At 64.5% G+C, this 20,898-nt stretch carries 16 protein-coding genes and 1 pseudogene; 5 read left to right on the forward strand and 12 right to left on the reverse strand.

All coding sequences use genetic code 11. The features are described from left to right. Positions 1-187, forward strand: a pseudogene (locus CH292_RS01195) (cytochrome ubiquinol oxidase subunit I); the annotation flags it as partial. A 15-nt stretch (positions 188-202) separates the two neighbouring features. Here the strand turns inward: CH292_RS01195 and CH292_RS01200 are convergent. After that, a complete protein-coding gene (locus CH292_RS01200) occupies positions 203-1,504 on the reverse strand; it encodes an ATP-binding protein (protein ID WP_230594061.1) in 1,302 nt (433 codons plus the stop codon). Between the two features lie 170 nt (positions 1,505-1,674). Here CH292_RS01200 and CH292_RS01205 point away from each other — a divergent pair, with 170 nt between their 5' ends. Then, entirely contained in the window at positions 1,675-2,628 is a 954-nt protein-coding gene (locus tag CH292_RS01205; RefSeq protein ID WP_019663633.1) for a HAMP domain-containing protein, read from the forward strand. Positions 2,629-2,637: 9 nt separating this feature from the next. Here the strand turns inward: CH292_RS01205 and CH292_RS01210 are convergent, their stop codons facing one another. Together CH292_RS01210 and CH292_RS01215 are read right to left on the reverse strand one after the other, a co-directional pair. Then, on the reverse strand, positions 2,638-3,135 hold the full coding sequence (locus tag CH292_RS01210) for a metallophosphoesterase (RefSeq protein ID WP_019663632.1): 498 nt from the start codon (positions 3,133-3,135) through the stop codon (positions 2,638-2,640). A gap of 63 nt (positions 3,136-3,198) precedes the next feature. Beyond that, the gene (locus tag CH292_RS01215; protein WP_052061884.1) at positions 3,199-6,486 is read right to left on the reverse strand and encodes an error-prone DNA polymerase; all 3,288 of its coding nucleotides are present in this window, start codon (positions 6,484-6,486) and stop codon (positions 3,199-3,201) included. A gap of 171 nt (positions 6,487-6,657) precedes the next feature. Here CH292_RS01215 and CH292_RS01220 point away from each other — a divergent pair, with 171 nt between their 5' ends. Both CH292_RS01220 and CH292_RS01225 read left to right on the forward strand, forming a co-directional pair. Next, positions 6,658-8,787 carry an MMPL family transporter gene (locus tag CH292_RS01220; RefSeq protein WP_037159718.1) on the forward strand — a complete coding sequence of 710 codons (2,130 nt, stop codon included), beginning with the start codon at positions 6,658-6,660 and terminating at the stop codon, positions 8,785-8,787. 212 nt (positions 8,788-8,999) lie between these two features. After that, positions 9,000-11,000, forward strand: a complete 2,001-nt coding sequence (locus CH292_RS01225; RefSeq protein ID WP_094626220.1) for an SDR family oxidoreductase — start codon at positions 9,000-9,002, stop codon at positions 10,998-11,000. Between the two features lie 15 nt (positions 11,001-11,015). On the opposite strand, the gene CH292_RS01230 is transcribed toward CH292_RS01225, so the two are convergent. From CH292_RS01230 to CH292_RS01240, 3 genes are read right to left on the reverse strand one after another with little or no spacing between them, the layout of a single operon-like run. Further along, the gene (locus CH292_RS01230; protein WP_094626219.1) at positions 11,016-11,525 is read right to left on the reverse strand and encodes a hypothetical protein; all 510 of its coding nucleotides are present in this window, start codon (positions 11,523-11,525) and stop codon (positions 11,016-11,018) included. Positions 11,526-11,552: 27 nt separating this feature from the next. Then, a complete protein-coding gene (locus CH292_RS01235; RefSeq protein WP_037181935.1) occupies positions 11,553-13,106 on the reverse strand; it encodes a DNA polymerase Y family protein in 1,554 nt (517 codons plus the stop codon). A gap of 13 nt (positions 13,107-13,119) precedes the next feature. Further along, a complete protein-coding gene (locus CH292_RS01240) occupies positions 13,120-13,923 on the reverse strand; it encodes a hypothetical protein (RefSeq protein ID WP_230594067.1) in 804 nt (267 codons plus the stop codon). 343 nt (positions 13,924-14,266) lie between these two features. Between CH292_RS01240 and CH292_RS01245 the strand changes: the two genes are divergently transcribed. Next, positions 14,267-15,487 (forward strand): serine/threonine-protein kinase, encoded by a 1,221-nt coding sequence (locus CH292_RS01245; RefSeq protein ID WP_019663625.1) that lies wholly within the window; start codon positions 14,267-14,269, stop codon positions 15,485-15,487. Positions 15,488-15,550: 63 nt separating this feature from the next. Here the strand turns inward: CH292_RS01245 and CH292_RS01250 are convergent, their stop codons facing one another. The 6 genes from CH292_RS01250 to CH292_RS01275 form a co-directional block, all read right to left on the reverse strand. Then, positions 15,551-16,207, reverse strand: a complete 657-nt coding sequence (locus CH292_RS01250; RefSeq protein WP_019663624.1) for a response regulator transcription factor — start codon at positions 16,205-16,207, stop codon at positions 15,551-15,553. Beyond that, entirely contained in the window at positions 16,186-17,319 is a 1,134-nt protein-coding gene (locus tag CH292_RS01255) for a sensor histidine kinase (RefSeq protein ID WP_019663623.1), read from the reverse strand. Before CH292_RS01255 ends, CH292_RS01250 begins: the two co-directional genes overlap by 22 nt. Further along, a complete protein-coding gene (locus CH292_RS01260) occupies positions 17,316-18,002 on the reverse strand; it encodes a hypothetical protein (protein WP_033189925.1) in 687 nt (228 codons plus the stop codon). Before CH292_RS01260 ends, CH292_RS01255 begins: the two co-directional genes overlap by 4 nt. Positions 18,003-18,070: 68 nt before the next feature. After that, a complete protein-coding gene (locus tag CH292_RS01265; protein ID WP_019663621.1) occupies positions 18,071-18,718 on the reverse strand; it encodes a response regulator transcription factor in 648 nt (215 codons plus the stop codon). Then, positions 18,715-20,034 carry an ATP-binding protein gene (locus tag CH292_RS01270; protein WP_033189924.1) on the reverse strand — a complete coding sequence of 440 codons (1,320 nt, stop codon included), beginning with the start codon at positions 20,032-20,034 and terminating at the stop codon, positions 18,715-18,717. Before CH292_RS01270 ends, CH292_RS01265 begins: the two co-directional genes overlap by 4 nt. A 71-nt stretch (positions 20,035-20,105) precedes the next feature. Next, positions 20,106-20,897 (reverse strand): NADPH-dependent F420 reductase, encoded by a 792-nt coding sequence (locus tag CH292_RS01275; RefSeq protein WP_256976891.1) that lies wholly within the window; start codon positions 20,895-20,897, stop codon positions 20,106-20,108. Between the last annotated feature and the right edge of the window lies 1 nt (position 20,898).

The following is a 20,898-nucleotide window of genomic DNA, read 5'->3' on the forward strand; positions in this document are numbered from 1 at the left end:
CACCGAACTGCCCCGGATCCGTTCCGAGCGTCCCGCGTTCGAACTGCACTACCCGCACATGGTCGAACGCCTCCGCGCCGAAGCCCACGTCGGACCAGGTGCCCACGGCGGACACACCACCGAAGTCCTCGAGAAGGCGCGTCGAGAACCACTGGCCACCGGCGACGACGAGCATTCGGGCGACTGAACCGGCAGCGACGAATCACAGGTACTGCCCCGTCAATTCGGCTGCGCGCCAGCGTCCGTCGGCGATGGTGCGGAGCAGCACCTGTGTGGTCACTGCAGTTCCGTGTTCCAGCACTGCGCGTCGCACCGTTTCTCGCACATCCGCCCCGGAGACCGCAGTAGCGAAAGACCGCGCCACGGCATGGCAGTCCACAGCGTCGGCGCCGGGTATCGACGTCAGTATCCGACGCAGGATCTCGGCTGTCGCGGCGGTGTCCGGGTAGTCGATCTCGATGATCGCATCGAACCGAGCCGACCGCGTTGCCGCGGAATCGAGAGACTTCGGATCGTTGGTCGACGCGATGGTCAGAACGTCGTCGTACTGCCGGGTGCCGTCGAGGACGGTCAGAAACTCCGCCAACGGCTCGTCCCGACCCCCGCTTCCCCTCGTGCCGATGATCAGATCGAGATCCTCGAGGATGACGACGGTGCGTCCGAGATATCTGGTCTCCTCGTAGATGGACCTCAGCGCACGAGATCCAGCGAGGGCGTCGACGATGATGACGGTGGCGTCTCCCATCAGCTCCCCGGCCACGACACGGCTGACGGCACTCTTGCCCACACCGGGAGGACCGGTCAGAAGCACTCCTCGGCTGGTGCCGAGGCCGAGCTGACGCATCAGGTCGGCGCGAGTGGTCACTGCAGCGATATTGGTGTCCAGTTCGTTCCACACTTCGGCTGGCAACACCAGATTCGAGCGGTCCTGACGGGGAAGGTCGACGATCGACAGGCCGAGCACAGGTTTCGCGGTCGCCTGAAGAACACGCCCTCGGAAAAAGTTTCGAGGACCGCGCGCCGCGGTCATCGTCTGCGCGAGCAGTGCCCTGCCCGCCTCGGCGTCGACCGTGCGGGTGTAGATGCGAAGCTCGAATTCGTCGTTCATGAACGACGCTTCCCTCAGGCACCCCACGACGTCGATCGGGGCGAACGAGCCACCGACGAAGAACACGGCAAGTTCCTTGGGCAGCGAGATCGACGTGCCGTCGATTTCCGTTCGCTCCCACGTCGGAGGACACGAATCCTCTGCGGGACCGACCGGAGGGTTCCATGTCGACATCTCGTCCGCGAGGATTGCAGCCACTGCCGGACGCGTGGAGACCGTGAGGAGTTCGGTGGCGCAGACGACGTCGTCGCTCGACACTCCGAGTGAGGTCGAGACGAATGCGTCTGCCGTGGTGGCCGAGCGCGAGGCGCCGAGGAGCAGGTTCGCTATCGCGGCGACGGTGCGACGGACGGATTCCGGTTCACCGGACAGGCTTTCGTGCACTTCTGATGCCATGTGGGAGTCACGATTCTTTCACCACGCCGAGTACGTGGACTACTCCGCATGCGCGAAGATCGCCAGAGTACTACATCGACAACACGGTCGCCCAACGCATTTCCACGCGTCACCGACCGAGTAATCCCGTTTCTCAGAACGCTCTCAGCAGTCACGGTCATACTCGTCCAGTGATCCCCCGCGCAGCCCATCGCCCCACAGCGTTGACGCTGCACGGCCGCATCCGTGTCCTCACGATCAGTGTTGCGGCTCTCGCCGTCGCGGTCAGTGCGCTCGCCATCTACGTCGTCGCGGACCAGGCTCTTCGTGATCAGCTCGGTGACCGAGTGTCTCGCAACGCCAAAGCACTCATCACCGGAGCACAGTTGGGCGTCCCGCCGAACGCGTACGGTTTCGGCGTCAGCAGCCCCGATGGCCCCGCGATCAAGGTAGCTCTGGTCTCGTCGACCGGGGAACTCGTCACGTTCAACACCGAGTCCAAGCCGTTCACGAACTCGGCGGGTGTGCTCGACTCCCAGGAGCAGGCAGTCGTCGACGGGACGGCGCCTGATTCCCTCCGCGAGGTGCGCGGATACATGGTCGCGGCCGAGCGGACGACCACCGGCGAAACCGTCATGGTCGCCGAGTCGCTCGAGTCCAACGATCCACTGCTGGGGAAGCTGACGCTCGCTCTCGTGATGATCGGAGCATTCCTGGTCGCCCTGGCCGGAATCGCCGGTTCGGCGGTGGCTCGAACAGGGCTGAGACCGGTCAAACGTCTGCGCAACGCCACCGAGCAGGTGGCGCGCACCGGCGACTTGGAACCCATCGTCGTCAGCGGAGACGACGAACTCGCATCGCTGGCCACCAGCTACAACGAGATGCTCGCCGCGCTCACCGTCTCCGGCCGCCGGCAGAACAAGCTCGTCACCGACGCCGGCGAGGAGTTGATGGAACCGTTGCAGACGCTGCGAGCGAAGATCGACACCGTGATGGCGCTGGACTCGGACGACCCGCCCGCACTGTCCCCCGAGGAGCAGGACGAGCTTCGCGCGGGTGTCATGACCGACATGGACGTGATCATCCGACTGGTCCACGATCTGGTCGATCAGGCCCGCGTCCAGTCGGAGGCGTCGCACTCCTGATCGACGCCACTACCGTTCGATTCGATGCAGGCGAACGTTTCCGAGCGTCGAATCCTCGATGTCGGCGGTCATGAACGTACAGAACGGTTGCCGACGGCGGTCGGTGGGAGATCCTGGATTGAGCAGGCGCAGCCCGTTGTCGGCCGTGGTGTCCCACGGAATGTGACTGTGTCCGAACACGAGTACATCCGTGTCGGGATAGGCCGCCGCCATGCGTTTCTCACGTCCGGTGGCCTGACCTGTCTCGTGGACGACGGTGAGTCGGACGCCGTCGAGTGCGACGTCTGCCCGCTCGGGCATGCGTGCGCGTAAGTCTTCGCCGTCGTTGTTCCCCCAGCATGCGATCAACCGTGTCGACGCGGCCTGCAGCGCGTCGAACAGGTCGACCTCGACCCAGTCGCCGGCGTGGACGACGACATCCGCATCTCGGACGGCATCCCAGACTTGCTGGGGCAGTGCCCTCGCCCGCTTCGGCACATGAGTGTCTGCCAGCAACAGAAGTTTCACGTGCTCCAGTGTGCACGCTCGGCTGTCGCGGGCGGGGAATCCGGATCGGACGATGCGCGGGGTTCACCGGAAATCCCTCGACTTGGATTGCACCCGCAGATCCAGCAGTTGCAGATGATCCGCCACCACGGTGGCGGCCCCTTCGGCGTTCTGCACCTTGCCTCGGATCAGCAATGCAGGAGCGGTGAGCGCAAGCTTTCGATACTTCGCCCACAGTCCGACCGAACACACGACATTGACCATTCCCGTCTCGTCCTCCAGATTGACGAACGTGACTCCGCCCGCTGTCGCAGGCCGTTGACGATGCGTCACCGCTCCCCCGACGAGCACCCGGTCCCCATCGGGAATCGCCAACAGCCGATGCGCCGGAACCACCCCGAGGCGGTCGAGTCGATCTCGAAAGAACTGAGTGGGATACGAATTCGGTGATACCCCCGTTGCCCATACGTCCGCGGACGCCAGATCGAGATCGCTCATACCGGGAAGCACGGGCGCGTGGGTCGACGCCCCGAGACCGGGAAGCAGATGCGGCCGCTCCCCTGCCGCAGCGCCGGCAGCCCACAACGCTTGGCGACGAGTGGTCCCGAAACAGCCGAGAGCGCCTGCTGTCGCCAACGATTCGGCCTGGGCGGTGGACAGCTCCACACGTCCGGTCAGATCGAGGAACGAGGTGTACGGGCCCCCCAGTACCCGAGCTTCGACGATCTTCTCCGCGAGCGCCTGACCGATGTGACGAACATCGGCCAGACCCATACGAATCTCGAGTCCACCACCGCACAAGTCCGCGTACCAGGAGCTGGCGTTGACATCCGGTCCGTGCACCTGCACACCGTGACGCCGTGCATCGGCGACCAACGATTGCGGGGAGTAGAAGCCCATCGGCTGTGCCCGCAGCAGTCCCGCGCAGAACGCTGCCGGATGGTGCAGTTTGAACCACGACGAATAGAACACGAGCGATGCAAAACTCTGCGAATGACTCTCGGGAAAACCGAAGTTGGCGAAGGCGGACAGTTTCTCGTAGATACGATCGGCCGCATCCCCGACGATTCCGTGCAGCTCACGCATACCGTCGTAGAACTTTCCGCGCAGTTCGTTCATGCGCTCCGGGGACCGTTTGGAACCCATGGCTCGGCGGAGTTGATCGGCATCCGCAGCGCTGAAACCCGCGACATCGATCGCCATCTGCATGAGCTGTTCCTGGAACAGCGGAACTCCGAGCGTCCGATCCAGAGCCTTCTTCAACGACGGATGATCGAACGTGACCGGTTCGAGCCCGTTGCGGCGCTTGATGTACGGGTGAACGGATCCACCCTGAATGGGCCCCGGCCTGATCAGTGCCACTTCCACGACCAAGTCGTAGAACTCACTCGGCTTCAGGCGAGGCAACGTCGCCATCTGCGCGCGCGACTCCACCTGGAACACGCCGATCGAATCCGCTCGCTGCAGCATGTCGTAGACAGCCTTCTCGCTCAGATCGATGTCCGCGAGGTCGATCCGGATGCCTTTGTGCTCGTCGATCAGATCGATCATGTAATGCAGGGCCGACAACATCCCGAGTCCCAGCATGTCGAACTTGACCAAACCCACCGCAGCGCAATCGTCCTTGTCCCACTGGAGAACACTGCGGTCGGCCATCGTCGCCCACTCCACCGGACACACGTCCGCAATGGGGCGATCGCAGATCACCATGCCGCCCGAGTGAATACCGAGATGACGCGGAAACCCTTCGATCTGCCGCGCCAGATCCAGTACCGGAGCAGGTATGTCGCTTCCCTCCTGGTCACCGATGTTGGACCAACGGGTGACCTGCTTGCTCCACGCATCCTGTTGCCCCTGAGAGAATCCCAACGCGCGAGCCATGTCACGCACCGAGGATTTACCTCGATAGGTGATCACGTTCGCGACCTGCGCGGCATACGTGCGCCCGTACTTGGAGTAGACGTGCTGAATAGCTTCCTCACGCCTGTCCGATTCGATGTCGACGTCGATATCGGGTGGACCGTCCCGCTCGGGCGCGAGGAATCGCTCGAAGAGCAGCTTGTTGGCAACAGGGTCCACGTTGGTGATGCCGATGGCATAACAGACGGCGGAGTTCGCTGCCGAACCCCGCCCCTGGCACAGAATGTCGTTGTCCTTGCAGAATTTCACGATGTCGTGGACGACGAGAAAGTACCCGGGAAAACCCAACCGCTCGATGATGTCCAGTTCGTACTCGATCTGAGCGTGCGCCGCAGGATGTTCCGTCGGCGAGCCGTACCTGAGGCGCGCACCACGCAGCGCGAGATCACGCAGGTGACTGATCTCGGTATGTCCGGGAGGCACATCGAACGGCGGAAGCTTCGGCGCGATCAAGTGAAGATCGAACGCACACTCACGACCGAGCCGGGCTGCGGCGTCGACCACGCCGGGATGATGTCGGAACAGCGCAGCCATCTCCGCACCGGACCGAAGATGGGTACCACCGGTCGGTGCGAGCCATCCCGATGCCTCGTCCAAGCTGCTTCTGGCGCGCACCGCAGCCATCGCCATGGCAAGACGGCGGTTCTCCGGCGTCGCGTAATGGGCCGCAGTCGTGGCGATCACCGGAAGGCGGAAGCGGGCGGCGGCGTCGAACAGCGCGTCGTTGCGCTCGTCGTCCTCCGGCAATCCGTGATGAGTGAGCTCGACGGTGACACGGTCGGCGCCGAATCTGTCGACCAGGTCCCGGACGGCAGCATCCATCGCGTCCCGCCCGCCGTCGCGCAGGGCACGCCGCACGTGCCCCTTTCTGCACCCGGTGAGGATCTGCCAATGCCCACCCGCGGCATCGGACAACGCGTCGAAGTCGTACCGAGGCTTTCCCTTGACGCCACCGGCCAGATGCGCCGCCGCGATCTCCCTCGACAGTCTGCGATACCCCTCCTGACCGCGAGCGAGCACGAGAAGATGCGTACCGTCCGGGTCGAGCTCACCTGCCCGCGACTTGTCCGTTCCCAGCGACAGTTCGGCACCGAAGACAGTCCCCACACCCAGCGCCTTGGCGGCCTCGGCGAACCTCACGACCCCGTAGAGACCGTCGTGATCGGTGAGGGCGATCGACTCCAGCCCGAGCCTCGCGGCCTCCTCCACCATCGTTTCCGGCTGGCTCGCCCCGTCGAGGAAACTGAACGCGGAATGCGCATGCAACTCCGCATACGGAGTTCCTGTCACGGGTGCCGAAGTGACCGACCCTTCGTACGCCGCACGTTTACGCGACCAGGCAGGACTGTCCCCGCCGTCGCCGACGATCTCGGGCTTGTCCGGCCGCGCAGGACGCCCCGACAGCACCCGCTCCATCTCCGACCACGTCGGTGGACCATCGTTCCAGCCCATGACCATCCCCTCGTTCATCGAGAACTCGAACAGCACGGTCGAACAGAGGGGAAGACACCGTTCGAACGTGTGTTCTATTAGAGCGCACGGCACCGACAGAAATCAACGTGTCGTCTCCAGCCACTAGGCTCGCTCTGCGATCGCATGTAACTAGAGAGCTGGAGTGAGAACGTGACACGTTGGGCTTCGTTCGTCGTTTCCCGTAAACGCTGGGTGCTCACCATCGCCATCGTGGCGGTGGCCCTCAGCGGGGTATGGGGAATCGGCGTGTTCTCCAAGCTCAGCGAAGGCGGCTTCATCGACCCGGGAAGCGAGGCCGCCGAAGTCAGCACACTCGTCGCCGGCCTCGGGCAACCGACACCGGACATCGTCGCCATCTACACCGCACCCGAAGGCAAGACGATCGACGACATCGCACCCGATGTCACAGCCGTGCTCGACGAGTTCCAGAACGAATACTCCGTCGAGAACGTCACGTCCTATTGGACGGCGAACGCCGCAGCCAAGCAGTTCCTCCTGTCCAACGACGGCACCAAGGCGCTCGCGACCGTCACCCTCGGCCCCAAGTCAGGCGTCACGTTCTCGACGTTCGGCGACCTGCCGCCGAAACTCGTCGTCCCCGGCGTGACTTCGCAGTTCGCCGGCGGATCGGTGGTAGGAGTGTCCTTCAGCACCACGCTGCAGAGCGACCTCGTGCGATCCGAGGCGATCGCGATCCCCATCACCCTGGTGCTGTTGATCTTCATCTTCGGCGGCGTGGTCGCGGCCGCGGTGCCGGTGTTCGTGGGCATCCTCAGCGTCATCAGCGCACTGGCAATTCTGCGGGCGCTGACGGTGGTCACCGAGGTCAGCTCGTTCTCCATCAACGTCGCCTCACTTCTCGGGCTCGGCCTCGCCATCGACTACGGACTGTTCATCGTCAGTAGATTTCGAGAGGAGATGCGCGCAGGCGTCGACCCGCAGAACGCCGCAGTTCGCACCGTGCTGACCGCAGGCCGAACCATCGTCTTCTCGGGGCTGCTGCTGATCTGCGCATTCGCGGGAATGCTCGTGTTTCCGCAACCGGTCGTCAAATCGCTCGGATTCGGAGCCATGGCCGCCGTCGCCAGCGCGGCAATCCTGTCGCTGACGGCTGTTCCTGCCCTGCTCGCGATACTCGGTCATCGCATCAACTCGCTCACCTGGAGCCGTAGCGCATCCGACCGCGGCGACGCGCGCGCACAGAAGTTCTGGGGAGCCGTCGTCACCCGGGTGATGCGCACTCCCGGAATCGTCGCTGTAGTCATCGTCGCCGCACTGCTCGTGCTCTCAGCGCCGATTCTCAAGGTCACGCTGGGAGAAGTCGACTACACCGCACTGCCTCAGAACGATCCGGCTCGCGTCGCCGTCGAGACACTGAACTCCGAATTCCCGACCACGGGCGAAGGTGCCACCGTAGTTCTCCGCGGCACCGACGGGCAGAAACCCCAGGGCGCCCCGATCGCAGACATCACCCGCCAGGCAGAAGCCGTCGACGGAATTGCCCGGGTCCAGTTCACCGGGTCCGCGGACGACTTCGTCGTCGTCCAAGCAACATTCAGCGAACCCAGTGAAGGCAAGAGCGAAGTCGAATCGACCAGTGACGCCGTCGCTTCCCTGCGACAGATGACACCGCCGGAGGGCACCGAGATCCTCGTCGGAGGCTCGAGAGCTCTCGTCGACGACGGCAACGCAGCGATCGCCAAGTGGCTGCCGGCGATGATCGCGATCATGGTCGTCTCGACGCTCATCCTGTTGTTCCTCGCCTTCGGCTCGATCGTTCTCCCCATCAAAGCGGTCCTGATGGCAGGGCTGAGCCTCGGAGCCACCTTCGGTGTGTTGACCTGGGTCTTCCAGGAAGGGCACGGTGCCGAACTGCTCGGCGTCACCCCGGCACCACTCGAAGCGACATTCGTCGTCCTCATCCTCGCCGTCGTCTTCGGCCTGTCCACCGACTACGAGGTCTTCCTGATGTCCCGAATGGTAGAAGCAAGAGCCGGCGGCGCCACGACGGAAGAAGCAGTGACCGTCGGCGCACAACGGACAGGACGCATCGTCACCGCCGCCGCCCTCATCCTCATCGTCGTCACCGGCGCATTCACCATCTCCGATCTGTCGATCATGAGATTCCTCGGCGTCGGAATGATCCTCGCCTTGATCGTCGACGCCACCATCATCAGAATGCTGCTCGTCCCGTCACTGGTGAAACTGATGGGCGAAGTCAACTGGTGGGCGCCTGCATGGATGAAGAAAGTGCACGAAAAAGTCGGTATCGGTCACTGACCTCGCCGCATCCCTGTCTTCGTGGACCGAACGTGACGTTCGGTCACCTCTAGTGACCCAACGTGACGTTCGGTCACCTCAAGTGACCCAATGTGACGTTCGGTCACCTCAAGTGACCCAACGTGACGTTCGGTCACTTCAAGTGACTGAATGCCACGTTCGGTCCGAGAACAAGGGTGGCCGAGGAACTTACTATCAAGTAAGTTCGAGGGATGGCGAAGTACATCGTTACCGGCGGTACGGGTTTTCTCGGGCGGAATGTGCTGCCCCTGATACTGGAGCGCGATTCGGCTGCGGAGGTGCATGTTCTGGTTCGGCAACAGTCGGTTGCCAAGCTCGAACAGCAGGTCGCCGGGCTGCCCGGTGACGACAGGGTTCATCCGCTCGTGGGAGACCTCACCGAACCGGGGCTCGGGGTGAAGGAGGTGCCGTCGGATGTCGATCACATCGTTCATCTCGGCGCGGTGTACGACCTGACCGCCGGTGATGAGCAGTCCGGGGCGAATGTGGACGGCACCCGAGCCGTGGTCGATCTGGCGGTGGCGACGGGGGCGAGGTTGCACCACGTGTCGTCGATCGCAATTGCCGGTGACCATGTGGGGACGTTCACCGAGAACGATTTCGACAAGGGCCAGGGATTCCCGACGGCGTATCACCGGACCAAGTTCGAGGCGGAGGCGATCGTCCGCGATTCGGCTACCGATTGGCGCGTGTACAGGCCGTCCGCGGTTGTCGGCCATTCCGAGACCGGCGCGATCGACAAGATCGACGGGCCGTACTTCTTCTTTCCGTTCTTCGCCGAACTTGCCAAGTTACCGTCGATCCTGCCTGTCACAGTGCCTGATATCGGTGCGACCAATCTGGTACCGGTGGACTACGTTGCCACTGCCATCGTCGATCTGATCGTGCGGAATCCTCTGGGTCAGAGGGTGTTCCATCTCGTCAACCCCGAGCCTCAGTCGATGGTCGAGGTGTATTCCGCGTTCGGCGCGGCCGCGGGTTCGAAGGCCAAGGTCGTGGGGATACCGGGGGCGGTTGCTGCTCCTGTCGTCTCGCCGCGGACGAGGGTGGTCAAGAACGGTCGCGACGCCGTGCTCACACGGTTCGGTGTTCCACCCGTCATGCTCGATCATCTGACGCTTCCGACGGTGTTCACGTCCACTGCCACCCAGACTGCGCTGAACGGACTCGTTCCGCCGCCGTTGAAGTCCTATGCGGACAAACTGTGGACGCATTGGCAGCGCAACCTCGACCCGGACCGCGCGCGCAAGCAGGATCCACGCGGACCGCTGGTCGGCCGTCACATCGTCATCACCGGGGGTTCCTCTGGAATCGGACAGGCGAGCGCCGTGTCCGCAGCGCGCAAGGGCGCAACGGTTCTTCTGCTGGCGCGCGGCGCCGAGCAGCTGGAAAGCGTTGTTGCGGACATCCGTTCCTCCGGCGGGGACGCGTACGGGTATCCCTGCGACGTCACGGACACCGAGTCGGTGGAGCAGACGGTCAAGGCCATTCTCGGTGAGCACGGGCACGTGGACATGCTCGTCAACAACGCCGGGCGATCCATCCGGCGTTCGCTCTACCGATCGACGGACAGACTGCACGATTACGAAAGAACGATGGCCGTCAACTACTTCGGTGCCGTCCGACTCGTGTTGGCGCTACTTCCGCACATGCGTGAGCGCCGCTTCGGCCATGTCGTGAACGTCAGTAGCGCGGCAGTGCAGGGCCACACACCACGTTTCTCCGCGTACGTGGCGAGCAAGGCCGCTCTCGACGCGTTCTCCGACGTGGCTGCAGCCGAAACTCTGTCCGACGGAATAACGTTCACGACCATCCATATGCCGCTCGTTGCGACGCCGATGATCACACCCACCGGCGACAAGAACGTCGGCCCGGTGGTGTCACCGGAGAAAGCCGCGGCAATGGTGATCAGGGCGTTGACCGACAGGCCGAAGCGCATCGACACTCCACTCGGCACTCTCGGTCAGTTCGGCAGCATCTTCACGCCGAACGGCAAGGACCGGACGATGCATCAGTTCTACCGGCGGTTCCCCGATTCGGCTGCGGCCAAAGGCGAAGTGACGGAGGGCCAGGGCGAATCTCAGCCGATCCCTGTACCTCCGACCTCGACCTACGACGCGTCCAGCGCCTCGGCGCGGGTCGGCAAGCTGGCGAGGCGACTCGGAAGGCTGGTTCCCGGAGCCAACTGGTGACGAGGCCGGTACCGATCACCTGCGTATCGAGCGCACCAGCACCGAACCGAAGCCGGCGGTCAGATACCCCAGAGATCCCAACGCCAGAGTCCATTTGGCGATACTGACGGCCGAGGTGGCTCGCACGACCGAATCGGTGATGTGCTCGGGCCGATCCAGCAGGTGCAGGCCGACGATGTTCTCGACGTAATCTCCTGCTGCCGAGAGGACAGGAGCGAGCGCAAGCACACGTGCGGTGGCGGGCGGTATCGGCATCAGTTCACCCAACCGCTCGGCACCGGCACGAAGCGCGACGGCGTAGATCGCCGGGTGGACGAAATCCGGGTAGTAGTGGCTTCGAAAACGCGCGGTCTCTCGAACGTCCATCTTCTCGAGAATCTCTCGATATCGTCGTGCCGACCACGCCGTCTGCACTTCGAGGACGCGGGGCCCGGCCGGACCGAGCAGCCGAACGATATTCGCTTGCGAGACAACGAAAAGCGCTGCACTGGCGATCAAGGGAACATCTCGCTTCGACAGTCTCATGCACTGATGGTAGATCCTCACCGCGGATCATTCGTAGATACCTTCCACTCGCCACCCGTCGTCGCCGTAGAGAAGCAGCAGGGCACGGGTTTCTTCGAACAGCACCTGAACGCGCGCGCCCTGTGTACCCACGGTGGGATCCCACCAGCGTTCGTCGATCGGCCATGGTCCGGCCCATCCTCGTAGTGGCCACGCCTTGCTCCCCCACCGCAGTGTGACCGGGCGGGTGTCGAAACTTCCGCGCATGCCGACGTGCACGTCGTTGCCGTTCGCGTCCTCCAGCGTCACCCGAGGAGACGTGTCCATCACTGCTGCCGGTGCGGGCGCCGGGAGCCGGCCGGGCCAGGGAGCAGCAGGATCCGACAGGGGCACCAACTCGTCGCCCAGACTGCGCAGAGTCACCCGGTCGCCGGGGCCACGCCCCCCGCTCAGCACGCCGATTTTCACCGAGTCGCCGCCGAGAAGTCCCTGCACACGGACAAGGGCACGTCTGGCGCGTTCCTCCTCGTCGCCGACGCTTCCCCAGAGGCCGAGTTGGAGCTCACCGGCTGCGACCACCTCGACCGGTTCCAATCGCAGCATCGTGATGCCCGACGTCGGTTTGGCGACGCTACGCCCGGTGAGCCAGCCGTCGAGTTGCCACCGCACGCGGTCTGCGGTTCCTTCCGGGGTCAGAGGCTCGGCGCATCGCCATGTTCGCGAGAGGTTCTCGCCGTTGCCGGTGGATGCATGGACGAGCAGTCGAGTACAGGCAACGGCAGCGGCCGCCAACTTCGTGTGCAGTTTCTCCGCCATCCCCCTGCCCGCGAAGGCCGCTGCATCCACGCGATCGATCGGCGGATCGCACTGGTACTCCACGTTCAGGTCCGGTGGCAGGGCGCGAGCCGACGGTGGACGCTCCGCCTCACCCCTCGCGCTCCGATGGGCGAGCACGGCGTCGGTCCCGAAACGGGACGCCACATCACCGGGAGTGAGGGCCGCGAAATCACCGATGGTGCGCAGACCCAGACGTCGTAGGAGATCGATCAGGTCTTCCCTGTCCGCCGCGGCCAGACTGGGTTCTGCCGCCAGTTCCGACACCGGCAGCGGGGCGAGATAACGAGCCCCGCCGCCCCGGGGAACGATCACGGCATGCCTGGCTGCGATGACCGCCGTCGACAACTCGTCGGCGATCCCTATCTGACATTCGACGCCGGCCGCGGCCGCCTGATCTATCAACCGCTCGGCTGCGTTGTGCTCGGATCCGAAGTACCTGCTGACACCTCGGGCACCGAGGATCAGCAACCCCGGCCGCAGTACCTCCACACCCGGCGCAACCATGTCGACGGCTGCGGCGACCGGCTCGAACATCCGGCCGTCGCGATCCGAATCAGCCGTCACCACATGCACATCGGGACAGCGAGCCTGGGCCTCACGTTTGCGTAGACCCCGCCGTACACCGTGTGCGCGGGCAGGTGCCGAACATGCGATCACACGATTGGCGGACACCACCGCCACCGGGCTGGTCGCCGGAAGATCGGCGACGGCAGCAGCCGCGACCGCGGGCCAGTCCGGGCACCACAGCGCCAGCACCCGGCTCATGCCTGTTCCCATTTCATGCCAGCACCGCCACTCTGTCGGCACCGACGGCCGCAATGGACGGGACCTCGAACCACTCGACGCGGCCGCGCTCGGAACGTAGGTCGAATCGAGTGGAACGAGTGCGCATCGCCTTCCCCTGCGCGCGCACTTCCAACCGGAGACCACGAAGCCGCCCGCGGCCTGCACCGTCTCCGGTTCCGACACCGTCGACGCCGGCCACGGACGCATCGAGCCGCAGATCCACCCCGTCCCAGTGCCCGTCCGTCACCAGAAGCGACGCACCCTTGCTTCGAGCGCGTGCAACGACGGCACGTGCTCGCGACGGCGGCACCGACCTACCACCGAGACCGAGCACGACCAGGTCCACTCCGTCGAGCAGGATCGCGGCCACTTCCACCGGGTCCTCTCCCGGATCGGGAACCATGGCCAGTCTGTGCAACTGCGCTCCCATCTCGGACGCTGCGAGCAACCCGAAGCGCGGTTGACCGACCACTGCCACGTGACCGCCTGCAGCCGTGACCGACGCGACCATGCCGAGCATCAGAGAACCCGCGCCGGACACTGCGGTCACCGACCCTCGAACCAGGCCTCCGTGAGGGAGGACAGCCGCAAGCGCCTCCGGGACACTCAACACCTCTTTTGCAGGTGCGCGTGTGCTTTTCTGCTGTTCGAGGCGGTTGTCGGGCGCCGATGGCTCGGCCGACACAGGGGCACTCGACCGTGAAACCGAGGGACGGGCGACCGAGCGTGTTTCGCCCTTGGACGGCACAGCGGCCATGCGTCGCCGAAGATGTTCCACCCTCTCCGGCAACGACATGCTCTCCAGCGCAACACCGCCGTCACGAGCAACACTGCTGTCACGAGCAACACTGCCGTCACGAGCAACACTGCCGTCACGAGCAACTCTGTTGTCGCGGGAGATACCGTGCCGAGAGTCGGCGGAAACAGACATACTTACCTCCCCATGGTGATGGAATCGTGGAACTCGGCCCTCTTCCGAAGACGATGGGGAAGTCCCGCCTTCGAACAGACTTTCGAACACCCCCAAGTTAAGCCGTTCCGGCGACCTCCGTCAAGGCAGCGACGAACCGGCTGGTGACGGCCGGGGCGGCGCGTCACGCCGGACGTCGCGGGCAGCGATGCTCACTGTCAACTAACCTGTGGGCGTGACCGAGCAGCAACGCACCGCACGGGTCGTCGGACCCGATTATCTCCTCGCCGGCAGATACCGCCTCGCCTACAAGCTCGGCGGTGGCGGAATGGGTGCCGTGTGGCTTGCGCAGGACACGCTGATGGGAAGAAAAGTTGCCGTCAAACAGGTCACCTCGACGATCGACCTGAGTGAGAAGGCCGCGCGCGAAGTCCGTAATCGCGCCATGCGTGAGGGACGGATCGCCGCGCGGCTGTCCAGCCCACATGCCATCGCCATGCACGACGTCGCGATCGAGGACGGAGAACCGTGGCTCGTCATGGAGTACATGCCGTCACGGTCGCTGGCGCAGGCACTGAACATCGCCGAGACGCTGCCACCGTACGAGGTAGCGCAGGTGGGCGCCCAGGTTGCCGACGCGCTCACCGAGGCACACGAGGCAGGTATCGTCCACCGCGACATCAAACCGGGCAACATCCTCATCGCCGACCGTGGCCGGACGCTCGGGATCGTCAAGATCAGCGACTTCGGGATCTCGCGTGCGAAAGGTGATGTGGAGGAGTCGGATTCGAGCGTCATCACCGGAACTCCCGCCTACTTCGCTCCCGAGGTCGCACGCGGACAGGATCCGACCGAGGCAAGCGACGTCTTCTCCCTCGGCGCGACGCTGTACACCGCGATCGAGGGCAGACCGCCGTTCGACATCGACGAGGACTCCATCGCACTGCTGCACCGAGTCGCTCGCGGCCAGATCATCTCGCCCAGCAGATCAGGAGATCTCACCCCGGCGTTGCTGCACATGCTCGAGCCGGACCCGTCTCGCAGGCCGACCATGGCACAGGCCAGAGACGAGATCATCCGGAGCGCGGTCAGCAGCAAAGGATCCATTGCGTCGCTTCGCGGTGTTCCACTCACCACATCGGACGGCGTCGTTCCGGGGTGGGCACACCGATCCACGCCCGTCGCGGAAACCCGCCGCCCGTCACGCGAATTCGGCAACACTGTCGCAGGGCTTCCCGCAGTGCGCTCGACCGGGCTCTCGGACACCACACCCAAGCCCTACGCCCCGCCCCCGTTCGACGTGCCCAAGAAGAAGAATCCGTTGGACAAGGTGCTCGATGCAGTCGACGACGCCGTGGGAGACAAGGTCGACATCCCGCCTGCGGTGATTCTGGGCGTGGGAGTGGCTGTCGTCCTACTGATGGTGGTGCTGCTGATCGTCCTCCTCTGAATCTCCGTCCAGGAATCGGAAGAACTGCGCGAGAACGCTCGGCGAATGACCGAGGCCGGAGAGCTATCGACTCTCGAACACGGCAATGGCGATCTGCACTCGGTTGGTGCATCCGAGCTTGGCCAACACTCTCGACACGTAGGTCTTGACGGTCGCGACACTCATGAAGAGCGACCCGCTGATCTCGGCATTCGACAATCCCTGCGCCACCGCGATTGCCACTTCACGTTCCCGATCGGTCAGCACGTCCAGTACATCGTCGGCCCCGGCCGTGCGTCGATCCTGCTCGCGCCAGGCCGACACGAGTGTTCCGACGGCCGACGGCGACAGCATCGACTCACCGTCCTGCACTCGCTTGACGGCCTCGATGATGTCCCGCGGAGGAGTGTCCTTCAGCAGGAAGCCGTTGGCGCCCAGCCGAAGTGCTCGAAGGAGGTACTCGTCGGTGTCGAATGTCGTGAGCACCAGGATCGCCGGACCTCCCGTGCTAGTCCTGAGCATCTCGGTTGCGGCCAGACCGTCCATGACGGGCATTCGTATGTCCATCAGAACCACGTCCGGCTCGAGCCGTCGAGCCGCGTCGACACCGCTCGCGCCGTCCGCGGCCTCACCGACCACCCGAATCGAACTGTCGGACTGCAGAATCATCGACAAACCCGATCGGACCAGAGCGTCGTCGTCGACGAGGAGAACATCGATCACCTCGGCCACGGCAACCATGCTTCCAGTACGTATCCGACCGACCCGTCGACGGTCTTCACCCCGTGTTCGAGCCGACCGCCGGCCAAGGACAGCCGCTCGGACAGACCGATCAGCCCCGTGCGAGAACCCGGCACGACCGAGTCGCGCCCGCCCAGCGCGTTGGACACCGACACGAGCATCCCCTCTCCTTCCGGCCGAATCGACACCTGCACTGCAGAGCCCGCCGCATGCTTGCGGGCGTTGGTCAGGCCCTCCTGAACGACACGAAAGACGTTACGCCCCATGGTCGCAGGAACGCCGCCCGCGTCCAACCGACTGTCGAAATCGACCACGACCCCGGCTGCGCGAACCTCGTCGATCAGCGCCGGTACGTCATCGATGGACGATCCCGGTTTCATCGGTGGTGAATCCTCGTCGGATCGCAGTACGCCCAGGATTTCCCGGAGATCGTTCAACGCACCGTGCGCACTGGTTCTGATGGTTCCCGCGATCTTCTCGATGTCGGCTGCATCGGCGTCGGACCGCACCTCGAGCGCACCGGCATGCAAACTCACCATCGAAATCCGGTGTGCCAGGGCATCGTGCATCTCTCTGGCAATCCGCTCACGTTCCTGGCCACGAACCCGATCTGCCCGGTCCGCCGCCGCAGCCTCCGCTCGTTCGGCGCGCTCGCGAAGCGAATCGATGACCTCTCGCCGCGCCTTGACGATCGCACCCCACGCCATCGGGATACTGAGCAGCGCCAAGCTCAGAATTCCCGTCGACACCACCGAGTCACCGACCGAGAAGAAGCGTGCGTACACCAGCGAAGCCACGAGATGCAGCGCAACGATCGCCGCGGTGACCCTCCACGTTCGCATCGATGCCACGGTGTAGATCGCCACCAACTCCGCGCCGCCCGCAGCGTCGGAGAACACCGTCAAGGCTGCGAGCACGAGCGCGATACCGACCGGCCGGCGCCGACGCCACCACAGCAATGCAGTCGCGACGACGCCGATCGCAACCGCGGTCGCCACACGCAAGTTCGAGAAATCGGCGGCGGTCACCCCGTCGAAGACGACCATTGCTGCGATGAACAGCGAGAACGCCATTGCGCCGAGATCGCCGGTACGCCGACGCGACACGGTCATCCGCGCACCAGCGGTCGCCAGTACTGCGTGCTCTTGCGTTCACGAACAACGATTCCCAACCGGTCCAGCGCCTCACGTAGCTCGGACGCATCCTCGCGAGACTTCTTCTGCAACGCCATTTCTCGGGCGCGCATCACGGCGTCGACCTCAGCGGGAAGCGTCGGCGATCCCGGAATCCAACGCTGATACAGGCTTTCGTACGGATCGCCCTCCACGAAGGAGTAGCCGTGTTCGACGAACACACGCTCCACCGCGGGTTCCTTCTCCTCGATCGGTGCGCGAACGACCTGACGCGACGCCGCGTCGAGGACGACGAGTTCCTTGCCGTCGACGAACACCGTCGACGCATCGGCCCGAGCGACCGACGTCGTCCGGCCTTCCTCGGTCAGACGCAGGCCCGACGCGGAGACGACGACGCGGAGACTGTCGTGAAATGCGAAGGCGACGAACGCGGCTCCCAGTGCGACACCGATCCCGGTGGTCAGATACTGCACCCACCAGTGCGACCACGAAGCAACGAACTCGAACACTCCCTGGAACGGGATCCACTTCTGCGACGCTGCCCACGGTGCCCAGCGTGGGAGAAAGAATCCGACGGCGCCACCGACCGCGGGCGCGACCACCGCCAGAAACACCCGGTCGGCGGTGGGAAGCCACAGCACCGATTCGCTCTTGTCCTTCATGACCTCGACGCTAGTGGCACCGAAGGTCGATCCGACAGTCTCCGAAAGTCTATTCCTGCATCCAGCCGTCAATCGATCCGACGCTTGTGGGCCCACCTGGTCAGGGCGTTGCGATTGGATTGCTGTGTCTTCCGCAGCACGTTCGACGCGTGGGTCTCTACGGTCTTGACCGAGATGAACAGATCCTCCGCGATCTCTCGATACGTGTAACCGCGCGCCAACAACCTCAACACTTCGAGTTCGCGCGGTGTCAGCGAATCCAGCTCCGGATCCAGCGGCGGCTCCGGAACGGCCGAATTGCCGGTGAAGGAGTCGAGAACGAACCCGGCGAGTCGAGGCGAGAACACCGCGTCCCCGCCTGCCACCCGCCGCACGCCGTCGGCCAGTTCGGCTCCTGAAATGGTCTTGGTGACGTAACCGCGTGCACCGGCTCGGATCACGGCGATGACGTCCTCGGCTGCGTCGGACACCGACAACGCCAGACACACCGGACCGGACGATATACGTCCGAGTACCGCCACACCACCGCCGTCGGGCATGTGCACGTCCAAGAGGACCACGTCGGGCTTGGTCGAGTCGATTCCCGCTACCGCGTCGGCAACCCCGCCTGCCTCACCGACCACCTCGATATCGCCTTCGCGCGCCAGTTCGGCTCTGACTCCGGAGCGGAACACTGCATGGTCGTCGACGAGAAAGACACGGAAGGTGTCGGTCACCGGGGCTGCTCCTGCGGTAGTGGTTGTTCGGACGTCTGCGATTCAGGGGATGTGATGTGGTCGGCAACATGAATCTGCCTGTCGGGAGCCGAATCGTGCCGGGGCATCAGGATGCGCACTTCGGTTCCTCTGCCCACGGTGGAGCGTACCGACACCTGACCACCTCGACGTTCGATTCTGCCGTGGATGGATTTGGCGAGTCCTTGCCGATCCGTCGGCACCAGGTTCTCGTCGAAACCGCTGCCGCGATCGCGCACGAAGACCGTCACCTTGTCCGCCTCGGTCTCGGCGAAGAGGTCGATGTTGGTCTCGCCGGAGTGCTTGGCTGCGTTGACGAGCGCTTCCCGCGTCGCGCCGAGCAAAGCGGTGAAGTGCTCACGTGGAAGCCCGGAGTCGGAGTTCTCGGCCGAGAGTTGCACGTCGCCGACTGTGATCGGCCGAACCGTGACGCCGTGCTGATCCTCGACCTCGCCTGCGATGGTCTTCAGCGCCTCGGACAGGGACGAATGATCGGTGTCCCCGCCCTCGAACAGCCACTTCCGGAGCTCTCGCTCCTGCCCACGGGCCAGACGCATCACTTCCTGCGGCTGATCCGACTGTTTCTGGATGAGCGCCAGCGTCTGCAGCACGGAATCGTGCAGATGGGAGGCGATCTCCTCGCGCTCGTCGTTCCGAATACGAGCCGACCGCTCGGCGTTCAAGGTGCGCCACAGACGCAACCAGACCGGGACCGTCAGCAGACCGGCCCCGACCAGTGTCACGATGACCGCGAGCAGCGAGGACCTGATCGACGCGATGTCCACCCTGGCCAGCACCACGACGCAGAGTCCGAGAATGATCAACGTCGCGCCGCCGACGACGCGAGCCCAGCTGAGGACGGTCGGCTTCTTCGGCATCCCGAGCAGAGACCTAGGACCTTCGGAGTCGAACTCCCGCCATACGAGCGCCGCACCGACGATCACCACGACGACAGGAACGAGTACCGACGCCGCCGTGCCGTTCAGCAGCCACGCCAAGCCGGCCGCGAGCCCGAGGCCGAGCGCCGCGAGACCCAATGCCCGCTGGCGCTCGGCCGAACTCGGCCGGTCCACGTCGTCACCTGCCGGGGTGAACACCCACAGCAACCCGTAGGCGAAGATTCCGGCGCCCGCCATGACGGCGAGCAACGCAAACGCGACTCGGACCTTGAAGACGTCGACACCCAGATGGTCGGAGAGTCCACCTGCGACTCCGCCCACGATCCTTCCGCCGCCGCGCCGGTAGAACTTCACCGGCTCGGCGCCCGGGGACGAGGACGCGGCATCGACAGGGAGCACGTCATCGATCCTGGCACGAATCGAGCCGCACCCGCATCAGGGTCTCCCCTGATTTCCGCACCGGACTGATGTCAGGACGGAATCGCGCGCCACTCCTCGGTTCTGTCGGCGGTCGCCTCGGCAAGAGCCTTCTTCGTGGCGTCGGCGTCGTAGTCCTTGCCGTACACCGGCGTACCAGGCTGCTGACGCCACGATTCTTCGAGCGTGCCGGCGTCCACCGGCTCGAATCCCAGAGCGTCGACGACGTCGAAGACGAGCTTCTTGCCCGGCCCGTCGGCACCCGCGACGGGAAGCGCGATTCTCGTCCGGGTGGACGCAGCGTCGGTTCCGGCGGGAACGCCCTTCTCGAGAAGATGCTTCCACCAGATTCCGTTGAACACCTTGAACACATCCGACGATCGATCACCGAAATGCTCGGCAACCCACACGCTTTCGGGCTTGCCGTTCTCGATCTCGGCGATCAGGCCGTCGCGCTGCTGCGGGTAGTAGTTGTTGGTCTCGATGATCGGCGCGCCTGGCTTGGCCGCATCGAGAATGTCCGACGCCAGGTCCGGGGTGTTCTTCTGTGGAATGCTCACGATAACGAGATCGGCGTCGGCGGCTGCGTCCTTGCTCCACACTGCCTCGGCGCCGGTGTCGGCAGCCAACTCGGCCAACGTCTCCGGTGCGCGCGAATTCGACACGCGCACGTCGTGTCCGAGTTCGGCCAGCTTGCGGGTCAGGGTGCCGCCGATGAGCCCGGCCCCGATGATTCCGATCTTCACGCGTTTCTCCTTCGTGATGCGAATGGTCGTTCTCGAAGTAGCAAGCCGTGGGATGCCGAGAACATTCCTGCAACTCGTGCGTGAAGGTAGGGAAAACATC

The organism is Rhodococcus sp. 14-2470-1a (assembly GCF_002259425.1).
GTDB classification, from domain to species: Bacteria; Actinomycetota; Actinomycetes; order Mycobacteriales; family Mycobacteriaceae; genus Rhodococcoides; species Rhodococcoides fascians_E.